General features: G+C 46.3%; 22 protein-coding genes and 1 tRNA gene. 21 read left to right on the top strand and 2 right to left on the bottom strand.

Features of this window, described 5'->3' with window-relative positions; genetic code table 11:
- The first annotated feature begins 8 nt into the window (after positions 1-8).
- The 15 genes from tsf to IL_RS04230 all read left to right on the top strand — a co-directional run bounded on the left by tsf (position 9) and on the right by IL_RS04230 (position 14,979).
- Positions 9-887 (top strand): translation elongation factor Ts, encoded by an 879-nt coding sequence (tsf, locus tag IL_RS04300; RefSeq protein ID WP_011234095.1) that lies wholly within the window; start codon positions 9-11, stop codon positions 885-887.
- A gap of 103 nt (positions 888-990) precedes the next feature.
- Complete coding sequence (gene pyrH, locus IL_RS04295) at positions 991-1,725, top strand: UMP kinase (RefSeq protein WP_016341299.1); 735 nt, start codon at positions 991-993, stop codon at positions 1,723-1,725.
- 31 nt (positions 1,726-1,756) lie between these two features.
- Positions 1,757-2,314 carry a ribosome recycling factor gene (gene frr / locus IL_RS04290; RefSeq protein WP_011234093.1) on the top strand — a complete coding sequence of 186 codons (558 nt, stop codon included), beginning with the start codon at positions 1,757-1,759 and terminating at the stop codon, positions 2,312-2,314.
- A gap of 82 nt (positions 2,315-2,396) precedes the next feature.
- Entirely contained in the window at positions 2,397-3,170 is a 774-nt protein-coding gene (gene uppS, locus IL_RS04285; protein WP_011234092.1) for a polyprenyl diphosphate synthase, read from the top strand.
- A gap of 3 nt (positions 3,171-3,173) precedes the next feature.
- The gene (locus IL_RS04280; protein WP_011234091.1) at positions 3,174-4,037 is read left to right on the top strand and encodes a phosphatidate cytidylyltransferase; all 864 of its coding nucleotides are present in this window, start codon (positions 3,174-3,176) and stop codon (positions 4,035-4,037) included.
- Between the two features lie 4 nt (positions 4,038-4,041).
- Positions 4,042-5,235 carry a 1-deoxy-D-xylulose-5-phosphate reductoisomerase gene (gene ispC, locus IL_RS04275; RefSeq protein ID WP_011234090.1) on the top strand — a complete coding sequence of 398 codons (1,194 nt, stop codon included), beginning with the start codon at positions 4,042-4,044 and terminating at the stop codon, positions 5,233-5,235.
- The gene (gene rseP / locus IL_RS04270; protein WP_011234089.1) at positions 5,232-6,587 is read left to right on the top strand and encodes a sigma E protease regulator RseP; all 1,356 of its coding nucleotides are present in this window, start codon (positions 5,232-5,234) and stop codon (positions 6,585-6,587) included. The genes ispC and rseP overlap by 4 nt, the downstream gene beginning before the upstream one ends.
- A gap of 31 nt (positions 6,588-6,618) precedes the next feature.
- The gene (gene bamA, locus IL_RS04265) at positions 6,619-9,120 is read left to right on the top strand and encodes an outer membrane protein assembly factor BamA (protein ID WP_011234088.1); all 2,502 of its coding nucleotides are present in this window, start codon (positions 6,619-6,621) and stop codon (positions 9,118-9,120) included.
- Positions 9,121-9,167: 47 nt separating this feature from the next.
- Positions 9,168-9,683: an OmpH family outer membrane protein gene (locus tag IL_RS04260; protein ID WP_011234087.1), complete on the top strand. Its 516-nt coding sequence runs from the start codon at positions 9,168-9,170 to the stop codon at positions 9,681-9,683.
- Positions 9,684-9,686: 3 nt separating this feature from the next.
- Complete coding sequence (gene lpxD / locus IL_RS04255) at positions 9,687-10,712, top strand: UDP-3-O-(3-hydroxymyristoyl)glucosamine N-acyltransferase (RefSeq protein ID WP_011234086.1); 1,026 nt, start codon at positions 9,687-9,689, stop codon at positions 10,710-10,712.
- 14 nt (positions 10,713-10,726) lie between these two features.
- Positions 10,727-11,182, top strand: coding sequence for a 3-hydroxyacyl-ACP dehydratase FabZ (fabZ, locus tag IL_RS04250; RefSeq protein WP_011234085.1), 456 nt, complete (start codon positions 10,727-10,729; stop codon positions 11,180-11,182).
- A complete protein-coding gene (lpxA, locus tag IL_RS04245) occupies positions 11,183-11,950 on the top strand; it encodes an acyl-ACP--UDP-N-acetylglucosamine O-acyltransferase (RefSeq protein WP_011234084.1) in 768 nt (255 codons plus the stop codon).
- Positions 11,950-13,089 carry a lipid-A-disaccharide synthase gene (lpxB, locus tag IL_RS04240; protein ID WP_011234083.1) on the top strand — a complete coding sequence of 380 codons (1,140 nt, stop codon included), beginning with the start codon at positions 11,950-11,952 and terminating at the stop codon, positions 13,087-13,089. The genes lpxA and lpxB overlap by 1 nt, the downstream gene beginning before the upstream one ends.
- A gap of 94 nt (positions 13,090-13,183) precedes the next feature.
- A complete protein-coding gene (locus IL_RS04235) occupies positions 13,184-14,146 on the top strand; it encodes a glutathione S-transferase family protein (protein ID WP_011234082.1) in 963 nt (320 codons plus the stop codon).
- A complete protein-coding gene (locus tag IL_RS04230; protein ID WP_011234081.1) occupies positions 14,143-14,979 on the top strand; it encodes a pirin family protein in 837 nt (278 codons plus the stop codon). The genes IL_RS04235 and IL_RS04230 overlap by 4 nt, the downstream gene beginning before the upstream one ends.
- Here IL_RS04230 and IL_RS04225 read toward each other — a convergent pair.
- Entirely contained in the window at positions 14,976-16,619 is a 1,644-nt protein-coding gene (locus IL_RS04225; protein WP_011234080.1) for a tetratricopeptide repeat-containing response regulator, read from the bottom strand. The genes IL_RS04230 and IL_RS04225 overlap by 4 nt on opposite strands.
- 84 nt (positions 16,620-16,703) lie before the next feature.
- Between IL_RS04225 and IL_RS04220 the strand changes: the two genes are divergently transcribed.
- Entirely contained in the window at positions 16,704-17,672 is a 969-nt protein-coding gene (locus tag IL_RS04220) for an NAD(P)H-quinone oxidoreductase (RefSeq protein ID WP_011234079.1), read from the top strand.
- Positions 17,673-17,709: 37 nt separating this feature from the next.
- Here the strand turns inward: IL_RS04220 and IL_RS04215 are convergent.
- Positions 17,710-17,794: transfer RNA gene (locus tag IL_RS04215), tRNA-Tyr, on the bottom strand.
- Between the two features lie 111 nt (positions 17,795-17,905).
- Between IL_RS04215 and IL_RS04210 the strand changes: the two genes are divergently transcribed.
- From IL_RS04210 to prfB, 5 genes are all read left to right on the top strand, one after another.
- On the top strand, positions 17,906-18,391 hold the full coding sequence (locus IL_RS04210) for a VC2046/SO_2500 family protein (protein WP_011234078.1): 486 nt from the start codon (positions 17,906-17,908) through the stop codon (positions 18,389-18,391).
- 100 nt (positions 18,392-18,491) lie between these two features.
- Positions 18,492-19,394: a site-specific tyrosine recombinase XerD gene (gene xerD, locus IL_RS04205; RefSeq protein WP_011234077.1), complete on the top strand. Its 903-nt coding sequence runs from the start codon at positions 18,492-18,494 to the stop codon at positions 19,392-19,394.
- A 55-nt stretch (positions 19,395-19,449) separates the two neighbouring features.
- Positions 19,450-20,181, top strand: a complete 732-nt coding sequence (dsbC, locus tag IL_RS04200) for a bifunctional protein-disulfide isomerase/oxidoreductase DsbC (RefSeq protein ID WP_011234076.1) — start codon at positions 19,450-19,452, stop codon at positions 20,179-20,181.
- Positions 20,182-20,184: 3 nt separating this feature from the next.
- The gene (gene recJ / locus IL_RS04195; RefSeq protein WP_011234075.1) at positions 20,185-21,897 is read left to right on the top strand and encodes a single-stranded-DNA-specific exonuclease RecJ; all 1,713 of its coding nucleotides are present in this window, start codon (positions 20,185-20,187) and stop codon (positions 21,895-21,897) included.
- A 39-nt stretch (positions 21,898-21,936) separates the two neighbouring features.
- Positions 21,937-23,035 (top strand): peptide chain release factor 2 gene (gene prfB, locus IL_RS04190; RefSeq protein WP_110012522.1). Its coding sequence is split into 2 segments (ribosomal slippage): positions 21,937-22,011 and positions 22,013-23,035, totalling 1,098 coding nucleotides; the frame shifts between segments, so codons are not numbered across the junction.
- Positions 23,036-23,059 lie beyond the last annotated feature (24 nt).

The following is a 23,059-nucleotide window of genomic DNA, read 5'->3' as shown; positions in this document are numbered from 1 at the left end:
ATAGAATCATGGCTATTACAGCAGCTCTAGTTAAAGAACTGCGCGAGCGCACAGGCGCTGGCATGATGGACTGCAAGAAAGCATTGCAGGAAGTCGACGGTGATATGGAAGCGGCAATTGAACTGATGCGTAAGAGCGGTCAGGCAAAAGCAGCTAAAAAAGCAGGCCGTGTTGCGGCTGAAGGCGTTATCTTAGTTAAATCTGAAGGTAATCAGGCAACTTTGGTTGAACTGAACTGTGAAACCGACTTTGTTGCTCGCGATGACAGCTTCCTGGAATTCGGTGATAAAGTTATCAACGCAGCATTTGCTAATAAAGAAAATGACGTTGAAGCATTAAAAACAACTGACATCGATGGTCAGACTGTTGAGAAAACTCGTGAAGATTTAGTGGCTAAAATTGGCGAGAACATGAACGTTCGTCGTGTTCAAACTCTTGAAGCTGGCGACGTTGTTGCGACTTATACTCACGGTGCCCGCATTGGTGTTGCTGTTGCTTTAACTGGCGGTGACGAAGATCTGGCTCGTGACCTGTGCATGCATGTTGCAGCAAGCAGCCCGCAATTCGTTAAGCCTGAAGACGTTGCAGCTGAAGTTGTAGAAAAAGAGCGTTCTATTCAGGTTGATATCGCAATGCAAAGCGGTAAGCCGAAAGAAATTGCTGAAAAAATGGTTGAAGGCCGTATGCGTAAGTTTACCGGCGAAATCAGCCTGACAGGTCAGCCTTTCGTTAAAGATCCATCAATGACTGTTGGTGAGTTATTGAAGAAAGCTGGTGCTGATGTTGTGACTTTCGTTCGCTTTGAAGTGGGTGAAGGTATTGAACGTAAAGAAGAAGATTTTGCTTCTGAAGTTCAGGCACAAGTGGCGGCAGCGAGTAAAGGCTAATAGCGTGGTCTCGACCAGCCCCATGAAATAGAAAATTATAAACCGCGTCTTGAGCGTTCAGGACGCGGTTTTTTTTAAACTAAAGGAAAGAGTAGAGGCAATGATGAGCACCCATCCGAAACCCAGTTATCGACGCATATTGTTAAAACTCAGTGGTGAAGCCCTTATGGGAGATGAGCCATTTGGTATTGACGCCAAAGTACTTGATCGTATGGCGCAGGAAATTAAAGAATTGGTTGAACTTGGGGTTCAGGTTGGTTTAGTCATTGGGGGCGGTAACTTATTCCGTGGAGAAGGCTTAGCAAAAGCGGGTATGAATCGGGTTGTGGGCGACCACATGGGCATGTTGGCCACTGTAATGAATGGCCTGGCTATGCGCGACGCTTTACACCGTGCCTTTGTTAACGCACGTTTAATGTCAGCTATTGAATTGACCGGTGTTTGTGACAGTTACAACTGGGCAGAAGCCATCAGTTTGCTAAAATCAGGACGTGTAGTGATATTTTCTGCGGGAACCGGTAATCCGTTCTTTACTACAGATTCTGCCGCTTGTTTGCGCGGTATCGAAATTGAAGCTGAAGTCGTACTTAAGGGAACCAAGGTTGACGGAGTATATTCTGATGACCCGGTGAGTAACCCGGATGCGACTTTGTATAAGCATATTAATTACGATGATATACTGGAAAAACAGTTAAAAGTAATGGATTTAGCGGCTTTTACTCTGGCGCGTGATCACGCTTTGCCTATCCGGGTGTTTAATATGAATAAGCCGGGTGCCTTACGAGCCGTGATAATGGGTGAAGAAGAAGGTACACTGATTAGCAAGAACGCAGAGTAAACGCAGTTATTGAATAAAAGGGTATAAGACAGTGATAAAAGAAACTATAGAAGACGCTAAAGATCGCATGGAAAAAAGTGTTGAGTCGCTGCGCAGTCAAATGTCAAAAGTGCGTACGGGTCGTGCTCATCCAAGCATACTGGACAGTGTCATGGTGAACTATTACGGTACTGACACGCCTCTTAAGCAGTTAGCTAATATCACCACGGAAGACTCCAGAACTCTGGCTCTGACAGTGTTTGATAAGTCAGCTTCAGCGGCAGTTGAAAAAGCCATTATTAATTCTGATTTGGGTCTGAATCCGGCCTCAGCAGGCGCAGTTATTCGTATTCCATTACCTCCGTTGACAGAAGAGCGTCGTCGCGACTTAGTTAAAATTGTTCGTGCCGAAGCTGAGAACGGGCGTATTGCGGTACGTAATATTCGTCGCGATGCAAATGGCGATATTAAAGATCTGCTGAAAGAGAAAGAAATTACTGAAGACGAAGAACGTAATGCTGAAGAAGAGATTCAAAAACTGACCGATAAATTCGTGAAGCAAATTGATGAAGCTCTGAAAGCAAAAGAAGCGGATTTGATGGAAATTTAACCATCAAACCGTCCCTACGTTGGTCTATGACGCCGTGTCAGGTATACTCGCACGGCGTTTTTTAATGTTTACGGCAGATTGAATGAAAGAATTACCGTCAATTGAGCAGTTAGTCCCCAAGCATGTTGCCATTATAATGGATGGTAACGGGCGCTGGGCGAAACAACGCGGTAAAATAAGAACCTTCGGGCATAAAGCCGGCGCGGAAGCAGTGCGCAAGGCAGTTGCTTTTGCTCGCCGTAACGGTATTGAGTCACTGACTTTGTTCGCATTCAGTAGTGAAAACTGGAAGCGTCCGGCAACTGAAGTCTCGGTATTGATGGAATTGTTTATGTCAGTACTGAAAAGCGAAATTAAAAAATTAGATGACAACGATATTCGCTTGCGCATAGTTGGTGACAAAGAGGCTTTTTCAAAGCGTTTGCAAAAGCGCATGAGTGAAGCAGAAGAGCAAACGCGAAGTAACAGCGGACTCAATCTAAACATAGCGGCGAACTACGGCGGTCAGTGGGATATTACACAAGCCAGTCGTAGATTAGCTGAGAGAGTGAAAGCGGGTGAAATAGAACCGGCGGAAATTACTGAACAGACAATAGCAGGCGAATTGATGATGGCAGACCAGCCTTTGCCGGATTTACTTATTCGTACAGGCGGTGAACATCGTATCAGTAACTTTCTTTTATGGCAGCTGGCTTATGCCGAACTGTATTTCACCTCAGTATTATGGCCTGATTTTGACGATACGGCCTTTGCTCAGGCAATTACAGATTTTGCGCAACGGGAACGCCGTTTTGGTTTAACGAGCGAACAATTAACCGTGCTAATGCAAGGCATAGAAACTCGGATAGAGGAATAACACTTGCTAAAACAACGTATTATTACAGCACTATTGCTGGTTCCGGTGGCACTGTACGGTGTTTTTATGCTGCCGTTGTGGGGCTTTGCTCTTTTCATTCAGGGGGTCCTTATGCTGGGCGCCTGGGAATGGTCTCCGCTAATGGGCGTGCGTCGCATTTCAGCGCGCATCGCTTACACCTTATTTGTCGGTGCCATAATTGGCGTGTTGTCCTGGCTGGCTCCCTACGAGCATTTGTGGGAGGGCGGTGAGCTCTCTAAACTCATCTACTACACTATTTTAGCTGGCGGTGTCTGGTGGGTCGTTGCGTTGGCAATGATCGTAAATTATCCCTCCAGCCGACGTATGTGGTCACGAACCCGAGCCATTGTCGGTGTATTTGGTTTGTTAATTTTTATTCCTACCTGGGCGGCATTAGTCACGGTTCGCTCAATTGATATTGATGAGTCGCGCTTCTTTGGTGGCTGGGTGGTTCTCTTTATTTTACTGCTGGTTTGGGCTGCTGATGTTGGTGCGTATTTTGCCGGCGTGCGTTATGGCCGTAATAAGATGATGCCAGCGGTAAGCCCGGGTAAAACAATGGAAGGCCTTTGTGGTGGTGTGACCTTAGCTTTTGTAGTGATGATGGTTGTGGCGCACTGGACTAAAGTGCCTGCCGATCAGTTTACCGGTTATTACTTAACCGGATTGTTTACTGTGGTTGCTTCAGTATTTGGTGATTTAAACGAAAGCATGTTTAAGCGTAGTGCAGGGGTTAAGGACAGCGGTTCAATTTTACCCGGGCACGGGGGAATTCTTGACCGTATTGACAGTCTTACCGCTGCAGTGCCTATTTTCACCTTAGCTTATCTGGAGTTTTTGCATTAAACCTATGCGTCGAATAACAGTTTTGGGAGCAACCGGCTCTATTGGTCAAAACACATTGAACGTTGTCTCACGGCATCCGGATGACTTTCAGGTTTTTGCCTTAACAGCCCATAGCCAGATTAGTGCTATGGCTGAGCTTTGTGTAAAGCATAATCCGCAATACGCGGTTATGGGTTCATACAATGCTGCTGCTGAGCTTAAAGCACTTCTCGGTCAACAGACTTCAACTCAGGTTATGTATGGAGATCAGGCTTTAGCTGAGGTCAGTTCGGACGCTGAGGTGGATGTGGTTATGGCGGCTATAGTCGGTGCGGCCGGACTATCACCGACACTAGCTGCGATTGACGCAGGTAAAGATGTACTGTTAGCCAATAAAGAAGCTCTGGTTATGAGCGGTCAGTTGTTTATTGATCATGCTCAACGTTCCGGCGCTAGAATTATTCCGGTCGACAGCGAACACAACGCTATTTTTCAGTGTTTACCCCAGGCTGCGCAGCAACAGGTTGGTACTATGGCGTTAGCGGAGCATGGCATTCAGTATTTACTGTTAACCGGCTCCGGCGGTCCGTTTCGCGATATACCTCTTGAGGAGTTGCCGCAACAAACCCCTGGTGCGGCATGCAATCACCCAAATTGGTCCATGGGTCGGAAAATTTCAGTGGATTCCGCCACCATGCTGAACAAGGGGCTGGAATACATTGAAGCCCGCTGGTTATTCAATTGTTCGCGTGACCAACTGAAAGTTGTTATTCACCCGCAGAGCGTTATTCATTCTATGGTGCAATACACCGACGGTTCCGTACTTGCTCAAATGGGTGAACCGGACATGCGCACGCCTATAGCCCATTCGTTGGGTTATCCAGAGCGTTTAGAAAGCGGTGTTGCGGGCTTAGATTTTACTCAAATAGCCGAACTGACCTTTAAGCAGCCCGAAGCACAACGTTATCCGTGTTTACAGTTGGCGATAGAAGCATGTTGGGAAGGGCAGTGGGCCACTACTGCTTTAAACGCGGCGAACGAAGTTGCCGTTGCTGCATTTTTACAAGAACAGGTTGGTTTTACTGATATTGCAAAAGTTTGTGATTCGGTATTGCAGTCAATACAAGCTGATGAGGCCGATAGCTTAGAGACGCTGTTAGCCATAGATAAACAAGCGCGTTTAGCAGCCAATAAATGGTTGCAGGAGTACGCACAGTGATAGACGCAATTTGGTATTTCTTTTCCTTCGTTGTAACTCTCGGTATTTTAGTTGCTTTTCACGAGTTTGGGCACTTTTGGGTTGCGCGCCGCTGCGGTGTAAAAGTGTTAACTTTCTCGGTAGGTTTTGGCAGGGCTATATGGAAACGTGAAGGCAAAGAAGGCACGGTTTATCAACTGGGGATTATTCCCCTTGGTGGCTACGTTCGCATGCTGGACGAACGTATTGATGATGTCAGCGAGGAAGAGCGAGATGTTAGCTTTAACGCGCAATCAGTATATAAACGTTTTGCGATAGTTGCTGCCGGTCCAATCGCGAACTTTGTTTTAGCGGTCGCTGTTTTATGGTTGATGTTTGGCATTGGTGTTCCCACGGTGAAACCGGTTATCGGCGATGTAAAAGCCGACTCTGTTGCAGCCGAAGCTCAGCTTGAAAGAGGTAGCGAAATTCTCTCAGTTGATAATGTTGAAGCCTATGACTGGCAACAGGTTCAGCTGGGGCTTATGTCGGCAATTGGCGACGATGAAACAGTACTCACATTAAGAACGCCGGACGGTGATGAAGTAAAACGCACACTGAATTTAAGTGGCTGGCAGTTTGATCCGGAAACGGAATCGACCTTTGGCAGTTTGGGAATTGAGGTTTATCAACCTGCTGTTTATACCGAACTTAGCCAGGTAGAAAGTGGCTCCCCAGCCGAGGCCGGCGGATTAAAAGAAGGTGACACAATCACCCGAATTGGTGATGAAAGTGTCGAAAGTTGGACTGAAATACGTAAAATAATCGCTGAATCGGCGGGACAGGACGTTTTATTTACGGTTCAGAGGAATCAGGTTGAGCAGCAAATTTCTGTTCAAATAGGGGAACGGGAAAGCCAAAATGGTGTCATAGGCTACCTTGGCGTAGTTCCGGTAACAGAGCCTTTGCCAGATGATTACGTTTTCACGCATCAATATGGTTTTTTTAGCGGCTTAGCGAAAGGCGCAGAAAAAACTTGGGAATTGATGGTTGTTAGCGTGAAAATGATAGGTAAACTGCTGACCGGAGATGTTTCTGTAAAGAACCTGGCAGGGCCTTTAAGTATTGCCGAAGGTGCTGGAGTTAGTGCCAGCAATGGGTTCGTTTATTTTTTAAGTTTTTTGGCGCTGTTAAGTGTCAATTTAGGGATAATTAATTTATTACCTTTACCGGTATTAGACGGCGGTCATTTGATGTTTTACAGCATTGAATGGGTGCGCGGTAAGCCGGTATCCGAAAGAGTGCAAGACGTTTGCTATAGGATTGGTGGGGTGCTGGTATTCGCGTTGATGGCGTTAGCAATATCAAATGACATCGCCCGTTTCGCATTCTGAGTCACGAATTAACAATAAGTAGCTAGTGATAATGACGTTTAAAAAGCTGTTAGTGAGTGCCATGATTGCAGGTGCAGTAGCACCAGCCTACGCACAAGATGAATTTGTTGTCGAAGATATTGAAGTAAAAGGATTACAACGTGTCGCTTTAGGTGCTGCGTTAACCTACATACCTGTGAGAGTCGGTGACGAAGTTAGCGAGTTGCAAATTCGCAGCGCTATTCGCTCACTTTATTCTTCTACTCATTTCGACTATATCGATGCGCGCAGAAGTGAAGACACTTTGATCTTCACTGTTAGTGAACGGCCAACCATTGCCGAAATCACCTTTGAAGGTAACAGCGATATTAAAGACGAGCAGCTTCAGGAAAGCTTAGTTGATAATAATATTGTTACTGGTGAACCTTTAGACAGAACCACTATTTCTGGCATTGAAAAAGGTCTGGAAGACTTTTATCACAGTGTGGGTAAATATAATGCGTCGGTGGAAGTTCAGGTTGTGGACTTGCCACGTAACCGTGTTGAGTTACGCATGAACTTTGAAGAAGGTGATGCGGCGGAAATTGCGCAAATTAATATTGTGGGCAATAAAGCTTTCGCTGATGAGCTATTACTGGATACCTTTGAACTTCGGGATAGCCTTCCATGGTGGAACTTTATAGGCGAAAAGCGTTACCAGAAACAACAATTAAGCGGTGACCTGGAAACCTTAGAGTCATTTTATCGTGACCGCGGCTATTTGCGCTTCCGGGTAGAGTCTGTACAGGTCTCTATGACGCCGGATCGCGAAGGCATTTATATCACTATAAATGTCAGTGAAGGTGATAAATATAAAATTAGCGAGACCGATGTCATTGGTGATTTAAAAGGCCATGACGAGTTGGTTGGAAAAATTGCTAAAATTGAGAAAGGCACGCTCTATAACGCGGCACAGGTTACTTATATTGAAGACATGATCAGCCGCTTTTATGGTCGCTATGGTTATGCGTATCCAGAAGTTAGAGCTATCCCTGAGCACGATGATGAAGATAAAACGGTTAAAATTACCTTTTCGATAAACCCAGGAAAACGCGTCTACGTTCGTCATATTAATTTTGAAGGCAATGGCGCGACCAAAGACCGGGTGTTACGCCGTGAAATGCGTCAACTTGAAGGCGCATGGTTGTCTGACAGCAACATTGAGCAAGGTAAAGTTCGTCTTGAGCGTCTGGGCTATTTCGAAACCGTAGAAACGTCCACTGAACGGGTTGAAGGCCGGGATGATCAGGTAGATGTGACTTATAAGGTTAAAGAGCAACCTTCAGGTTCCTTTAATGCGGGTATTGGTTACGGAGACTACTCAGGTCTGCAACTTAACGCAGGTGTTCAGCAAAACAACTTTTTAGGTACGGGTACCCGAGTCGGGTTCAATATCAGTACCAGTCGTTTTAATAAAAACGTCAGTGTGTCGTATTCCGACCCTTATTTCACTATGAATGGTGTTGGACTCTCAGGTCAGATTTATATGAGCGAGTTTGACGCAGGTAATGCACAAAACCTCGTTAACTATAATCAGAAAACCTATGGGTTATCCACGGGACTTAGCTTTCCAATAGATGAAATTAACCGCTTAAACTTTGGCGTGGGTTATAAAAATCAGGAAGTGAGTGTTAATTCGCAGAACCAGAGTATCGAGCAAATCCAGCAGTTTTACCGCTCTTATCTGGATGACCAGAATCCGGAGCGACCAATCAGTTTCGATATTTATGAATTAAATGCCGGTTGGTCTCGGGTGACGCTTAATCGTGGAACATTCCCGACTAGTGGATCCTCGCAGCGTGCTAGTGCCGAAATTTCGGCGCCATTTAGTGACGTAAAGTATTTTCGTTTAAACTATGAGTACAAGCACTATTATCCGTTAAGTCGTGACCAGCAGTGGTCATTTCTCACCAGACTGAATTTAGGTTATGGTAACGGTTACGGTGAAGACGATGCTGGAAATGATTACCTCTTACCGTTCTGGGAATACTTCCGTATTGGTGGCCAGGGCGATTTACGCGGTTTTGAACCGAATACTGTCGGTCCGAGAGCTGTTTATGTTGTACCTGAGTCGGTCAACTCTGAGGGTATTCCGGATTTCACCGGGTTGCCAACACCGAACTACAGTTCGGAAACGGGTAACCAGCAGTTGTTTGTACAAAATAACTATTCTTTAGGCGGTAACGCTAAAGTCTCTGGTGGACTGGAACTGATTGTACCGACACCTTTTGTTGACGAAGGTATGCGTAATAGCATACGAACTAGTGTCTTTGTTGATTTTGGTATGGTTTGGGATACTGAATTCGACTACGATAGATACAAGGACTTGGAAAATACTAGTCCACAACCGTTAACTGACTATAGCTCACCGGGAGATTTCCGCGCATCGGCTGGTGTGTCTGTGCAATGGATATCTCCAATGGGTCCATTAACTTTCTCGTTAGGTCGGGCTTTAAAAGAAGTTGAGGGTGATGAAACCCAAGTGTTCTCATTTAATATCGGAACTACATTCTGATAATAATAATTACATAATAGTTACAAAAAATTTGAAGGAGTTTTACCTTGAAAAAGTTAATTAAATCTACAGCTGCAGCAGTTGCTGTTTCAACAGCGCTTTTTGCTGGTGCTGCACAGGCACAGCAAAAAATTGGTGTTGTCGATATGATGGAAGTATTCCAGCAGTTACCACAACGTGAGCAAATTTCCGAACAGCTGCAAACAGAGTTTCAGGATCGCTTTGAGGAAATGCGTCAGCTTGAACAGAAAGTTCAGGAACTGCGTCAAAAGCAAGAACGCGATGCATCAATCATGTCAGCTTCTGAGAAAACTCAGCTAGAGCGAGATCTTGAGCAGACTATCTCTGAAGCGCAGCTGAAAAGCAAAGCATTGCAAGAGGACACTCGTCGTCGTCAAAATGAAGAACGTAACAAGTTGCTTGGAAAAGTTCAGGACGCGATTACTGCTGTTGCAGAAGCTAAAGACTATGACATGGTTCTTGAAAGTAACGCGGTTACTTACATGAAAGCCGATAATGACTTGTCTGGTGCTGTTGTCGAGAAAATGACTTCAGGTAACTAATTTATGTCTGAGTACACATTGCAGCAGTTGGCTGACCATGTGGGTGGGGAGGTGCGAGGCAATTCGCAGCTCCCCATTTTGCGCGTGGCGACCTTGCAGTCTGCTACTGGTGACGCTATCGCTTTTTTGGCGAATAGCCGTTACAAAAGTCAGTTAGAAACAACCTCCGCCGGCGCTGTTATTGTCTCTGAAAAAGACGATAGCGATGCGATAGATAATGCAATCCGGGTAGTTAACCCTTATGCGGCTTTTGCGCGAATTGCTCAACTATTAGACACCACGCCGAAGCCGGCTCATGGTATCGCAGAGTCTGCGAAAATTGCACCGTCAGCTACTATCGGTCAGAACGTTAGCATTGGTGAATATACGGTGATTGACGAAGGCGTTATAATTGGTGATAACACCAGTATTGGCCCGCATTGCTATATTGGTCCGGAAACGCAAATTGGCGCCGGGTGCACACTTTGGTCAGGCGTTAAAATCTATCACCGTTGTGTTATTGGCGATGATTGCCTGTTTCATTCTGGCTCAATTATTGGTGCTGATGGTTTTGGTTGGGCTCCCGATAATGGCAAGTGGCTAAAAATTCCTCAGCTAGGCCGCGTTGTTATTAAAGACAATGTTGAAATTGGTGCCAGCACAACGGTCGATCGCGGAGCTCTGGACGACACGGTTATTTCGTCGGGCTGTATTATTGATAATCAATGTCAAATTGCGCATAACGTATTCATTGATGAAGATACGGCTATCGCAGGCTGTACTGTACTAGCAGGCAGTTGCCGCATTGGTAAGCGTTGTATGATTGGTGGGGCTTCGGCTATTAACGGTCATATCAGTGTTTGTGACGACGTGCAAATTATGGGATTTGCTATGGTGATAAAAGAAATCACCGAGCCAGGTGTTTATGCGTCAGGTATTCCTGCCAGTGGGCATCGTGAATGGCGACGTAATGGAGCGAGATTCCGTCAGCTGGATGATCTTTTTAAGCGTGTCAAAGAGTTAGAAAAACAAGCTGACGATAATAACTGAGTAAGGTGAAAGATTTGAAAATTACGGAATCAGGTTTTGATATTCAGGGCGTACTAGATTTACTGCCTCATCGTTATCCGTTTTTATTAATAGACAGAGTTATAGAAACAAACTCTAAAGACTCGTTACACGCGATAAAAAACGTGACTTTTAACGAGCCCATGTTCAATGGACATTTTCCGGCAAAGCCTATTTTCCCGGGAGTGTTGTTGCTTGAAGCTATAGCTCAGGCCTGTGGCTTATTAGGTTTTAAAATTACAGAAAGCAAAAAGAATGCAAACGATTTGTACCTTTTTGCCGGTATTGATAATGCCCGCTTTAAACGTCAGGTTATCCCGGGGGACACTGTTGATTTCTTTGTTACTTTCGAAAAAGAACGCCGTGGTATCTGGAAATTTACTGGTCGCGCGGAAGTTGACGGTGACGTTGCCTGTACTGCTGAAATTATTTGTGCAAGAAGAGAAGTTTAAGTGATTCACGAAACCGCAATTATCGACCCCAGCGCCAAACTCGGTACGAACGTTAGTGTCGGTCCTTGGACGGTTATTGGCCCCGATGTTGTTATCGGCGACAACTGTGATATTCGGTCACACGTTGTTTTAAAAGGCCCAACAACCATTGGTAAGAACAATACCATTTATCAATTTGCGTCGGTTGGTGAAGACTGCCAGGATAAAAAATACGACGGCGAACCGACTGAGCTTGAGATTGGCGACAACAACGTTATCCGAGAGTCGGTAACGATTCACCGTGGCACGGTGCAGGATAACTCGTTAACTAAAATTGGCGATAATAACCTGTTTATGGCCTACGTACATGTTGCGCATGATTGTGTCATAGGTAATGACAATATCTTTGCTAATCAGGTTACTCTGGCTGGCCATGTTCACGTAGGCGACTGGGTTATTCTGGGTGGCATGAGTGGTGTGCATCAATTTTGTCATATTGGTTCTCACTCTTTTGCCGCGGTTAACTCTATTATCGTTCAGGATATTCCTCCTTTTGTGATGGCGCAGGGTCATAACGCCAAACCCCGAACAATCAATTCCGAGGGTTTAAAGCGTCGCGGCTATACGCCCGAACAAATTCAAAATGTCCGTCGTGCCTATAAAATTTTGTATCGTTCCAGCCTTACTGTAGACGAAGCCCTGGAAGGTATTTCAGCATTAAATGAACCGGTATTGGATGGTTTTAAAGCTTTTGTTGAAAACAGTTCACGAGGCATTATTCGTCCGTAATGAGCCGCAATCAGCCGCCTAAAATAGCTATTGTTGCCGGTGAGCACTCGGGTGATCTTCTAGGCGCCGGGCTAATGCAGGCCATTGCCAAGCGTCACCCCAATGCAACTTTTATTGGAGTCGGCGGGCCTTTAATGGCAGAACGGGGAATGGACTCGTTCTTTGCCATGGATGACTTGGCCGTTATGGGCATTGCTGAGGTCTTTCAGCAACTTCCTAAGCTGTTAAAACACAGAAAGAACCTGGTCAACTATCTCATTTCTGAGCAACCGGATGTGATGATAGGCATTGATGCCCCTGATTTTAACCTAACGGTTGAAGCTCGCCTTAAAAAAGCCGGTATCTCTACCATTCATTACGTCAGTCCATCTGTCTGGGCATGGCGAGAAGGGCGTATTAAAGGCATAAAAAAAGCAGTTGATCACGTACTGTGCTTATTGCCTTTTGAAAAAGATTTCTACGATAAACATCAATTGCCTGCAACTTTTGTTGGTCATCCGTTGGCAGATGATATTCCTATGCAATGGCAGCAAACAGAAGCGCGTAATGAGCTGGAACTTGAACCTGCTGTTATGTATCTGGCTATTTTACCTGGAAGTCGTAAAGGTGAGATTGCCCGTATGGCGCCGGTATTTTTGAAAGTAGCGAACAAACTAGCAGAAAGATACCCAGAACTTCGCTTTGTTGCGCCTATGATAAGCGAAGCTCGCGCCGCACAATTTCGGGAACTAGTTGACCAATACAGTCCCGAACTGAATATTGTGTTACCTGTTGGTGAAAGTCGAAAAGTTATGGCCGCAGCCAATTATTTACTGCTAACGTCAGGAACCGTTGCGCTTGAAGCCTTGCTGATAAAACGCCCTATGGTAGTAGCTTATCGTTTTCATTGGTTATCTTATCAAATCATTAAACGTTTATTTCACGCGCCTTTTTTCTCCTTACCTAACCTCTTAGCGGGTAAAGAAATTGTGCCGGAACTGGCTCAATCTGATGCTTCGGAAGAGGCAATCGAACAAGCGCTAGTTCAGTTAATTGAGCAAGACAACGAGCCCTTATTGGAGCAATTCACAAATATTCACCAGCAATTACAGGTATCGGCGAGCGAAAAAGCTGCTGACGTGGTTGAATCCTTTCTATAGTTCTATTTTTTAGAATAATTAATAGAAAATAATGCGCTAATAATTCCAAAAAATAGACTCTATTATAAAGCTATACTAACTTGAGGAGTTTATTATGGGTTTATTAGTTGATGGCCAATGGCATGACAAATGGTATGACACCAAAAAACACGGTGGCCGCTTTGTTCGCAGCGAATCACAGTTTCGCAATACCGTAGCGCAGGGCACAGAGTTTGAGCCCGAGTCTGGGCGTTACCATCTTTACGTTTCTTACGCCTGTCCGTGGGCTCACCGTGCGCTTATTTTCCGAAAATTAAAAGGTCTGGAAAGTCATATTGATGTTTCCGTTGTGCACCCGCTGATGCTGGAGAATGGCTGGGAGTTTTCAGACGCGCCGCTTAACGAGCCATTGTATGATGCCGACTTCCTTTATCAGCTGTATTTAAAAGCTGACCCGGAATACACCGGGCGAGTAACCGTTCCAGTACTATGGGATAAGAAAAATCAGACCATAGTGAACAATGAATCGGCCGAAATTATCCGTATTTTCAATTCAGCGTTTAACGAGCTGACCGGGAATACATCGGACTTCTTTCCCGCAGGTAAGCAAAAGCAGATAGAAGAAGTTAATGAGTGGGTTTACAACGACATTAACAACGGTGTTTACCGTAGTGGCTTCGCGACCACGCAGCATGCGTATGAAGAAGCGTACGAATCGCTATTTGCTGCCTTAGACAAAGTAGAGAACATTCTTAGTCAGAGCCGTTATTTAGCTGGTGACGTATTAACCGAGGCTGACTGGCGTTTATTTACTACTCTGGTACGTTTCGATGCGGTTTATTTCGGGCACTTTAAAACCAACAAGAAGCGCATTGTCGATTACCCTAATATGTGGAATTACCTATTGGAGCTATACCAGTACCCGGGCGTAGAAGAGACCGTAGTGATGGACCATATTAAAACGCATTACTATGCCAGCCATAAAACCATTAATCCGACACAAATAGTGCCGAAGGGACCGGAAATCGATTTTCACCAGGCACATAACAGGGGTAGCAAGGGGAGTAGCCAGTCATGAGTGTTATTTTAGCCAAACACCGGGGAATGCCGGCGCAGGATGGCGCGGGAGTTAAACTCACTCGTATTATTAATCAGCCGGGGCTAAAACATCAGGACCCGTTTTTAATGCTGGATGAGTTTCGTTCCGATAACCCGGACGATTATATTGCGGGTTTTCCGCCCCATCCACACCGCGGTTTTTGTACGCTGACCTATATGTTAGCGGGCACTATGGAACATAAAGACTCTGTTGGTAATAGCGGTGAAGTTGATGCTGGCGGTGTGCAGTGGATGAAGGCGGCGAAAGGTATTATTCACGCCGAAATGCCGAAGCAAGTTGAAGGCCTTATGTGGGGTTTTCAGCTCTGGGTAAACTTGCCGGGCGATGAAAAAATGAGTGAACCTGAGTGGCACGACTATCCGGCAGCCAGCATTCCTGAAGTGAAAAATGGTGATGCTCTGATCCGAATAATTTCAGGGAAATACCAGCAGCAGGAGGGTCCAGTAAATGCGCCGGGACGAGACTTTCTAATGCTCGATGTTCACTTAGAAAGTGACAGCTTCAGTTTGCCGTCACAAGGGCAAAAACGACGCTTGGCTTATGTTTATCAGGGTGAGCTGACAGTGAATGGGGAGGGGGCGAAAGAGGGCGAGTTGATCTTGCTTGATCCTGCTGAAACCTTAGATTTTTCCGCTACTGAACATGCGCGCTTTATCTTGTTGGCCGCCAAACCTATTGAAGAACCGATTGCTCAATACGGTCCTTTTGTCATGAACTCGTCGGATCAGATTGAGCAGGCTATTAAGGATTATCAATCAGGTCAGTTAGCCGCTAACCAAAAGCTGAGCTAGCGCAGTTCCAACCCTTCAGTTTGCTCCAGTAACCGCTCATAGCGGTTACTGTGGCTACTGGATAATTGCAGCCCCTCTAAGACTTTAAAGCAATTATCGCATTCTTTCTTAAGCCGAGCTCGCTCTCCACCTGGAGTTTCTTCAACATAACGGACGGCCGCCTGAATAAAGTTAAGTGCAGCACCACTATTCATTGGCGCGGCCTCCATGGCGTTACGAAACAGCTCCAGTGCACGAATATAGTTGCCTTGCTGATAAGCATCTAAGCCCGCCTTATGAACTTCAAAGAAGTTATCCTGCTGTTTTTGAGCTGCAGCTAAGCGTGCCTGTAAAATTTTAGTGGTATAACTGTCAAGAGTCGGGTTTTCATCCTGATTCGCTGCTAGCGCATTCGCTTTTTCATACTCCCCGACATCCAGTAAAATGGCGATAACGTCAGGTAGTAAATCTTTATTGATAGGCTGATTGTGCGCTAGTTTTTCGCCAACAACCTCGTTTAAGCGTTGCTGAGCTTCGCGTAAACGACCATTAAATGAATCAATACGTGACAATAAAATGGATTCCAAATCCTCAAACGAAATATCGGCATGCAACAGGTGCTCGTCATAGCGGGCTCGTTGTAGCTCCATTGTTGCTTCTGTCTGATACTTACTGATTTGCTGCGGTGTATCGCTATTTTCGGCCGCATCTAAAATGCTGCGTAAATAGTTACATAAGTGATGTGCGTTACGAAAAACCGATTTACGAGCTATTTGCAAAACGTTGTTCATGGCTTGCTTGGCAATGTCAAAGTCGCCGTTGTCGCGGGCAATATGGGCCAGTTTGGTTTGCCTTTCAATTGAAAATGGCGCCATGGTGATGGCATCACGGGCGCTTTCCAAAGCGTCTTCCAGCTGCTGTTGTTGAAGGTAACATTCGGTTTTCAGGTCATAAGCTTCAACAGCATTAGGCATGCGCTTAATTAAATGATTAAGAATATTCAGGGCTTCTTCGGGAGAGTTTTGTAATAACCGCGTTTCAGCCAGTTTTAGAAAGACCCAACTGTGAGAGTTTTCCTCAAGTAGTTCTTTAATTGCCGTTTCCGCTTTATCTAATTGACCGGTTTTGTTGTACAACTCAATTTGCAGTTTGCGGCAGTAATTACTGTAGCGGCTGTTAGATTGAATATGTTTCTGGCAGGCACCAATACAGGTTTCATAATCATGATTTGTCAGCGCCTTGAATACGTCTTTTAACCACATGCGGCGTTTATAGGCTCGCACCAGGCGGGAGCGCAACACTCTATGTGAAAACGGTTTCATCAAATAATCATCGGGTTGAAGTTCCAGTGCGCTGAGAACCATAGGACGGGTGTTGTCGCCGGTAATAATAAAGAACAGAGTATGCTCTTTCATTAGCCCTCGAACTTGCAGTTCCTCTAAAACCTGACGACCATTGCGACCACGCCCAAGGTTATAGTCTACCAACAGAATATCGTGCGGGTTTTTAATGTAAGCGGCAATACCTGCTTCGCCGGTGGTCTTGACTTGTACGTCCTGCGCCCCCAAGTTTAACAGCAAGCCTTTGAGCATGACCTGAAAGGGCTTCTGGTCATCTATTAATAATACGCGTTTATTATTGAGCTCTAAGGTTTTGTCCATTTGCGTCAAACAGTATCCTGATCTTATTCATACCGACAGCATACTGGCTAATTTCAATAATGTTAAGCGGCAACAGAGGCTGATATGAAAGCAATTGCTATTTCCGAACAAAAAGTACACTGGAAGAACCATCCTGAGCTGGACGAGCCACAGGCTAATGAAGTTCAGCTGCGGGTACTGAGCGCCGGGCTTAATCGTGCCGACTTAATGCAAATAGCAGGGAAATACCCACCACCTAAAGGTGCCTCAACTATTCCTGGACTAGAAGTCTGTGGGGTTATAGAAAAAGTAGGTAGCGAAGTCAATGGCTGGCAAACCGGGCAACGTGTCAGCGCGTTATTGGCTGGCGGCGGTTTTGCTGAACAAGTGAATGTTTCTGCTGAACAAATACTGGAGGTGCCTGAAAGCTGGAGTAATGCAGAAGCTGCGGGTTGGCTGGAAACTTTTGCTACGGCCTATCTTAATGTCTATCAATTAGCTGACTTAAAACCCGGAGAGCGGGTATTAGCTCATGCGGGTGCCAGCGGTGTGGGTTCGTCACTGATCCAGTTGTGCCGGGAAAGTGGTAATGAGCTTACCGCCGTAGTGGGTAGTGGAGAGAAATCGGAGTTTTGCCTGAAACTGGGTGCGAAGAATGCGATAAACCGGCACAAACAGAACATTGTTGAAGAAGTTAAAGCTCTTGGCGAAGTCGACGTCATTCTGAATCCTGTCGCTGGTGAGTCTATAGCAAAAGACCAGCAGTATCTGGCACAGGATGGCCGTATTATTTTAATTGGTTTAATGGCTGGCGTGACTGGCGAAGTTGATTTCGGACGTATGCTGATGAAGCGCCAAAAGCTGATTGGCTCAACTCTGCGAGCATTATCACCGGAACGCAAAGGAAAAATTTTACAGGGTTTGTGGCGTGATTTTGGCGATAAGTTTAAAAGCAGCACCATAAAACCTATCATCGATGAGGTTTTTGCCGCTGACGATATTCAGCAAGCACTGGATTATGTTGCAGATAATAAAACTCAGGGTAAGGTGGTTATAACGCTTTCGGAAGAGTAATTCAGGCTGATAGCCAACTGCCGGTGCAGTAAAGAAATGGTGGAGGGGGCAGGATTCGAACCTGCGAAGGCTGAGCCGTCAGATTTACAGTCTGATCCCTTTGGCCACTCGGGAACCCCTCCACTCAAGAGGCGCGTATAATAACAGTCTTAGCTTAGCTGTAAAGAGAAAACTTAAACTTTTAGGACTTTGGCCGATACAGAAGTATCTGTAACCGATTATCCAGAGTCTTAATGAGTCAAGTTTCAGCTGTACAGAATAGTGCTGTCGAAAACCAGGCCGCTCATTTCTTTGAGCAACACGCGAGCGAAGCAGTTAATCACGGCTTCGCGGGCGAGTTTGCTTATTGGGTGTCTGCCTTGGGTGACGACCCGGTTATTTCTGAGCGCCCTGCGCAAGTTAACTGGCAAAGAACCATTGGTGCCGGCAGAACGCGGCCTTTAGATGTAAAGCCAGGCATGGTGCTGGCTAGTGGTGTCTATGCAACAGTTAGTCAGTTGTCAGACTTTAAACTACAGGACGCAACTCATCCTCAGCCGCTTATTCCCGATGCAACGCCTGATCGTTTGCCCCTGGAGCTTCTTCACAACCTGGACTGGCGGGTTCGCCAGCGGCTGGAAAAGAAGAAGCAGCCGCAAACGGACGAAAAAAACGAGTACAAATATAAAGGGCCCGCTGGCCTATACGATGTTCTGCAGAAACTAGGCATTACTCATTAGCGCTTAACTTGATTCTTTTCGGAGAGTTTTGCACAAGCAGTTTCAGCCGCTCTCGCTATGCGGCATAATAGCATTATCATTTCGCTAATTTCCAAAAACCATGAAGCAACTCCGCCCAGAGGACGAAGATCGTATTGATGCTTTTACTGAGCACCTCTGGCTGCATCATGGCTCCAGCAATAATACTCAAGCCGCGTACCGCAGTGACTTACGCCGTTATTGTGAATATTTGCTATCGCTTAAAAAATCCTTAATGGACACTGATGAAGTGGTGCTGCAGGACTACCTGTTGTGGCGGCGTATGCAAGGCTTATCGCCACGAAGCACCTCGCGATTTTTAAGTTCGACGAAGAAATTCTTCCAGTTTGCTGTAAAACAGCAGTGGGTGGCAGTAGACCCAACAGCGCGCCTGAAACGCCCTAAGTTACCGCAAAGCATCCCACATTCGTTAAGCGAAGAGGATGTGATTTCTTTATTGGAACAACCGGATACAGAAACTCCCATTGGTCTGCGTGACCGGACTATGCTGGAAGTTCTCTATGCCACCGGATTACGGGTAACCGAACTTATTCGTCTGCAATATGATCAGTTGAGCCGCCAGCAAGGCTTAGTTCGGGTTATCGGCAAAGGCAATAAGGAACGCTTAGTGCCTTTAGGGGAAGACGCGCTGGAGTGGCTGGACAATTATTTAAAGCATGGACGTCCGGCAATAACGGATAAAAGCAGCCCCTGGATATTTGTTACGCAACGTGGCTCGTTATTAACACGTCAGGCATTTTGGTACAGATTAAAGCATTACGCCGAAGAAGCCGGCATTTACGCACATTTGTCGCCGCACACTTTACGCCATGCTTTTGCCACGCATTTGCTGAACCATGGCGCCGACTTACGTGTCTTACAGCTACTGTTAGGTCACAGTGATTTATCTACCACACAAATTTATACCCAGGTTGCACGTGAACGTCTGCAGGCCTTACATGCTCAGCATCACCCGCGAGGCTAATTGCATTTTGGCTGGTAACAGGGTAGGGTTCGGACAGTTAATTTAAGAGGTATTTATGCGCAATTTAATGTCTGTAGTTGGATTAGTAGGGCTGGTCGGCGCAAGTTTCAGTGCGCCGGCTATTAGTGCGGAACAAAGTGAAGTCGACACCCGGCACCTGAATAAAATTGGTATTGAAGTGTTGTCCACAGAGCCCGGTGAAATTGACGGCTATGTCCGTGCGGTGACTAATCAGGGCATGTTTTATGTGTCAGATGACGGTGAACGGCTTATTAGCGGCAATGTGTTTGATATAACCGGGAGTGAACCGGAAAATTTAAGTGAAGCCGGCATGGCTAAAGTTCGCCTGAAAATGCTAAAAGGCTTTGCTGACGATATGATCGTGTACCCGGCTGAGGACGAGAAATATCAGGTAACGGTTTTTACTGACACTACCTGCGGTTATTGTCAGCGCCTGCACGAAAACATGGACAGCTATCACGCACAAGGCATTACCATAAAATACCTGGCCTTTCCCCGTGGTGGTATGAGTAGCAAAGGCGGGAAGCAGTTACAAACCGTTTGGTGTGCGGATGACAAAAAAGGGGCCATTACCGCCTTTAAAGAAGACGAAAATTACAGTGGCGACTCAAGCTGTTCCAATCCGGTTGCTGAGCACTACCAACTGGGCAAATCTTTTGGGGTAAGCGGTACGCCCGCTATCGTTCTGCCCGACGGTCGCTTAGTACCGGGGGCGTTACCTGCATCACGCTTAATTGCTGAAATTAAAAAAGGTGAGTCACAGTAATTCATGAGTGATTATGAAATACGTCGTTATCAACTGGTTGACGATGACTTTTTGCCGCAACAAATGCCACCTTTGTTGCGGCAAATTTATGCCCGCCGGGGTGTCCGTCGTGCTGACGAATTATCTTTGAAAGCTTCCGGTTTACTGCATTTCTCTTCGTTAAGAGACATCGGGAAAGCCGTTGAACTGCTGCAAAATGCGTTAAAAAATCAAGCAAAAGTTTGTATTTGCGGTGATTTTGATGCCGACGGTGCAACCAGTTCGGCATTAATGGTGTCGGCCTTGCAGGCCTTTGGTCTACAGCAGGTGGGGTATCGCGTACCAAACCGAATGACTGACGGCTACGGACTTTCTGTTGCCATGGTAGAACAACTAGCTGTCGAGAATGTGCAGTTAATTGTGACTGTCGATAACGGCATTGCAGCGCATGACGCTATTGTACTTGCTCGTGAAAAAGGCATACAAGTGCTGGTTACTGACCACCATTTACCACCTGAAGAACTGCCTCCGGCTAACGCGATAGTGAACCCGAATCAGCACGGCTGTGAGTTTTCCAGCAAAAATTTAGCGGGTGTGGGTGTGGCGTTTTACGTCCTGCTGGCGTTGCGTTCAGCGTTACGTGAACAAGGCGTTGAACCGTTACCTAACCTGGCTGACTGGCTGGATCTTGTTGCTCTTGGCACCGTAGCGGATGTTGTACCGCTGGATTATAACAATCGCGTATTAGTGCAGCAGGGGATAGCCCGTATTCGTAAAGGCATGAGCCGACCCGGAATTAAAGCGTTGCTGGAAGTTGCCAACCGTGATGCCAGTCAGCTGGCCGCCAGTGATTTAGGGTTTGCCCTTGGTCCGCGAATTAATGCTGCTGGCCGCTTAGACGATATCGGGCTGGGAATAGAGTGCTTATTAGCGGGTGAGACCCGGGCGCAGCAGTTAGCGCAGCAACTTAACGATTTAAACCAGCAACGTAAATCGATTGAAACGGAAATGCGCGAGCACGCCGAAAGCGCTGTTGCAAAGCTGTGTTTTGATCAAGGGCAGGTGCCTGATTTAGTCACCTTGTATCAGCCGGACTGGCATGCCGGGGTTATCGGTATTGTCGCGGGTAGAGTAAAAGAGCAAGTGAACCGACCGGTGATTGCGCTTGCCAACGATGACGATGAATTCCTAAAAGGCTCCGCACGTTCGGTTAGTGGTCTGCATATGCGGGATTTACTGGAACGTGTTCATAGTCTGCAGCCGGGCATTATGGAACGTTTCGGTGGACATGCTATGGCCGCCGGCTTAACCATGAAGAAAGAAAATCTGACGCGCTTTTCCGAACTGGCGGAGCAAGTTGCGTCGGAGTGGCTGTCAGAAGAACAGAAGCAGCGGGTATTCTGGTCTGATGGCGAACTCACAACAACACAACTCTCGCTGGACAGTGTGAATACGCTGCAAAGTGCCGGCCCCTGGGGACAGCAGTTTCCCGAACCTATGTTTGACGGCCAGTTTGAATTGGTGGATCAGCGCATTGTCGGAGAGCGACATCTAAAATTGGTGGTGCGTCATCCGCAAGGCGAATTATTAGATGCGATTGCCTTTAACGTCGATACACAACAATGGCCGGCGCGGCAGGCCTCCGTTGTTGAACTTTTATACAAGCCACAGCTTAATCACTTCCGCGGACGCACAAACGTTCAGTTGTTGGTGGAGCAAATCCGCGCAATACGTTAAACTACGCCCCTTTTAGAATTAACAGAATTAGGTAGTCGCATGTTTGAAACTAACGCAACCTACAACAACATCAAAGAAATGCGTGAGCGTAGTAATTCGCTTAGGGGGTATCTTTGACTACGATGCTAAGTTAGAGCGTCTGGAAGAAGTTACTCGTGAGATGGAACAGCCCAATGTGTGGGATGATCCACCCAAGGCGCAAGCTTTAGGTAAAGAGCGTGCGGCATTAGAGCAAGTGGTACAAACCCTGGATAAACTTCAGCAGGGGCTGGATGATGTCGAGGGTCTTGTTGATCTTGCGGTAGAAGCAGAAGACGAAGACACTTTTAACGAAGCTCATGAAGAGCTGTCCGGTTTAGTGAAACAGCTGGAAGCTTTAGAGTTTCGTCGTATGTTTTCAAAAGACAACGACTCGGCAGACTGCTACCTGGATATTCAGTCAGGCTCCGGCGGAACCGAAGCTCAGGACTGGGCTAATATGTTGCTACGCATGTATTTGCGCTGGGCAGAAGCGCATGACTTTAAAGCGGAAATTACTGAGCTGTCAGAAGGCGATGTCGCTGGTATAAAATCGGCCACGGTACGTGTGGTCGGAGAATACGCCTACGGCTGGCTGCGTACTGAAACCGGTGTGCACCGTTTAGTACGTAAATCCCCCTTCGACTCAGGTAATCGCCGCCATACATCGTTCGCGTCGGTTTTTGTTTACCCGGAAGTAGATGACGACATTGATATTGAGATTGATCCGTCTGACCTGCGGGTGGATACCTATCGGGCATCGGGTGCCGGTGGTCAGCACGTTAACCGTACCGATTCTGCGGTTCGTTTAACGCACGAACCAACAGGCATTGTGGTGCAATGTCAGAGTGACCGTTCGCAGCACAAGAACCGCGACTCAGCAATGAAACAGCTGAAAGCGAAATTGTACGAATTTGAATTACAGAAACAGAACGAAGAGAAACAGGCATTAGAAGACTCAAAAGCTGATATCGGCTGGGGCAGTCAAATTCGCTCTTATGTTCTGGACGATGCGCGTATCAAAGATTTACGTACGGGTATCGAAAACCGTAATACCCAGGCTGTGCTTGATGGCGCACTTGACCCGTTTATTGAAGCCAGCTTGAAAAGCGGGCTGTAAGTTTAATTTAAGTATCCCGACAGA

It is taken from the genome of Idiomarina loihiensis L2TR (assembly GCF_000008465.1).
Classification (GTDB): Bacteria; Pseudomonadota; Gammaproteobacteria; order Enterobacterales; family Alteromonadaceae; genus Idiomarina; species Idiomarina loihiensis.
The sequence above is the reverse complement of the archived record's forward strand: the minus strand, read 5'-3'. Positions and strand labels throughout refer to the sequence as shown.

Coding starts and splice junctions, on each gene's coding strand:
- tsf (WP_011234095.1), top strand. CDS start 9: ATGGCTATTACAGCAGCTCTAGTTAAAGAACTGCGCGAGCGCACAGGC.
- pyrH (WP_016341299.1), top strand. CDS start 991: ATGAGCACCCATCCGAAACCCAGTTATCGACGCATATTGTTAAAACTC.
- uppS (WP_011234092.1), top strand. CDS start 2,397: ATGAAAGAATTACCGTCAATTGAGCAGTTAGTCCCCAAGCATGTTGCC.
- ispC (WP_011234090.1), top strand. CDS start 4,042: ATGCGTCGAATAACAGTTTTGGGAGCAACCGGCTCTATTGGTCAAAAC.
- bamA (WP_011234088.1), top strand. CDS start 6,619: ATGACGTTTAAAAAGCTGTTAGTGAGTGCCATGATTGCAGGTGCAGTA.
- lpxD (WP_011234086.1), top strand. CDS start 9,687: ATGTCTGAGTACACATTGCAGCAGTTGGCTGACCATGTGGGTGGGGAG.
- lpxB (WP_011234083.1), top strand. CDS start 11,950: ATGAGCCGCAATCAGCCGCCTAAAATAGCTATTGTTGCCGGTGAGCAC.
- IL_RS04235 (WP_011234082.1), top strand. CDS start 13,184: ATGGGTTTATTAGTTGATGGCCAATGGCATGACAAATGGTATGACACC.
- IL_RS04230 (WP_011234081.1), top strand. CDS start 14,143: ATGAGTGTTATTTTAGCCAAACACCGGGGAATGCCGGCGCAGGATGGC.
- IL_RS04225 (WP_011234080.1), bottom strand. CDS start 16,619: ATGGACAAAACCTTAGAGCTCAATAATAAACGCGTATTATTAATAGAT.
- IL_RS04220 (WP_011234079.1), top strand. CDS start 16,704: ATGAAAGCAATTGCTATTTCCGAACAAAAAGTACACTGGAAGAACCAT.
- IL_RS04210 (WP_011234078.1), top strand. CDS start 17,906: ATGAGTCAAGTTTCAGCTGTACAGAATAGTGCTGTCGAAAACCAGGCC.
- xerD (WP_011234077.1), top strand. CDS start 18,492: ATGAAGCAACTCCGCCCAGAGGACGAAGATCGTATTGATGCTTTTACT.
- dsbC (WP_011234076.1), top strand. CDS start 19,450: ATGCGCAATTTAATGTCTGTAGTTGGATTAGTAGGGCTGGTCGGCGCA.
- recJ (WP_011234075.1), top strand. CDS start 20,185: ATGAGTGATTATGAAATACGTCGTTATCAACTGGTTGACGATGACTTT.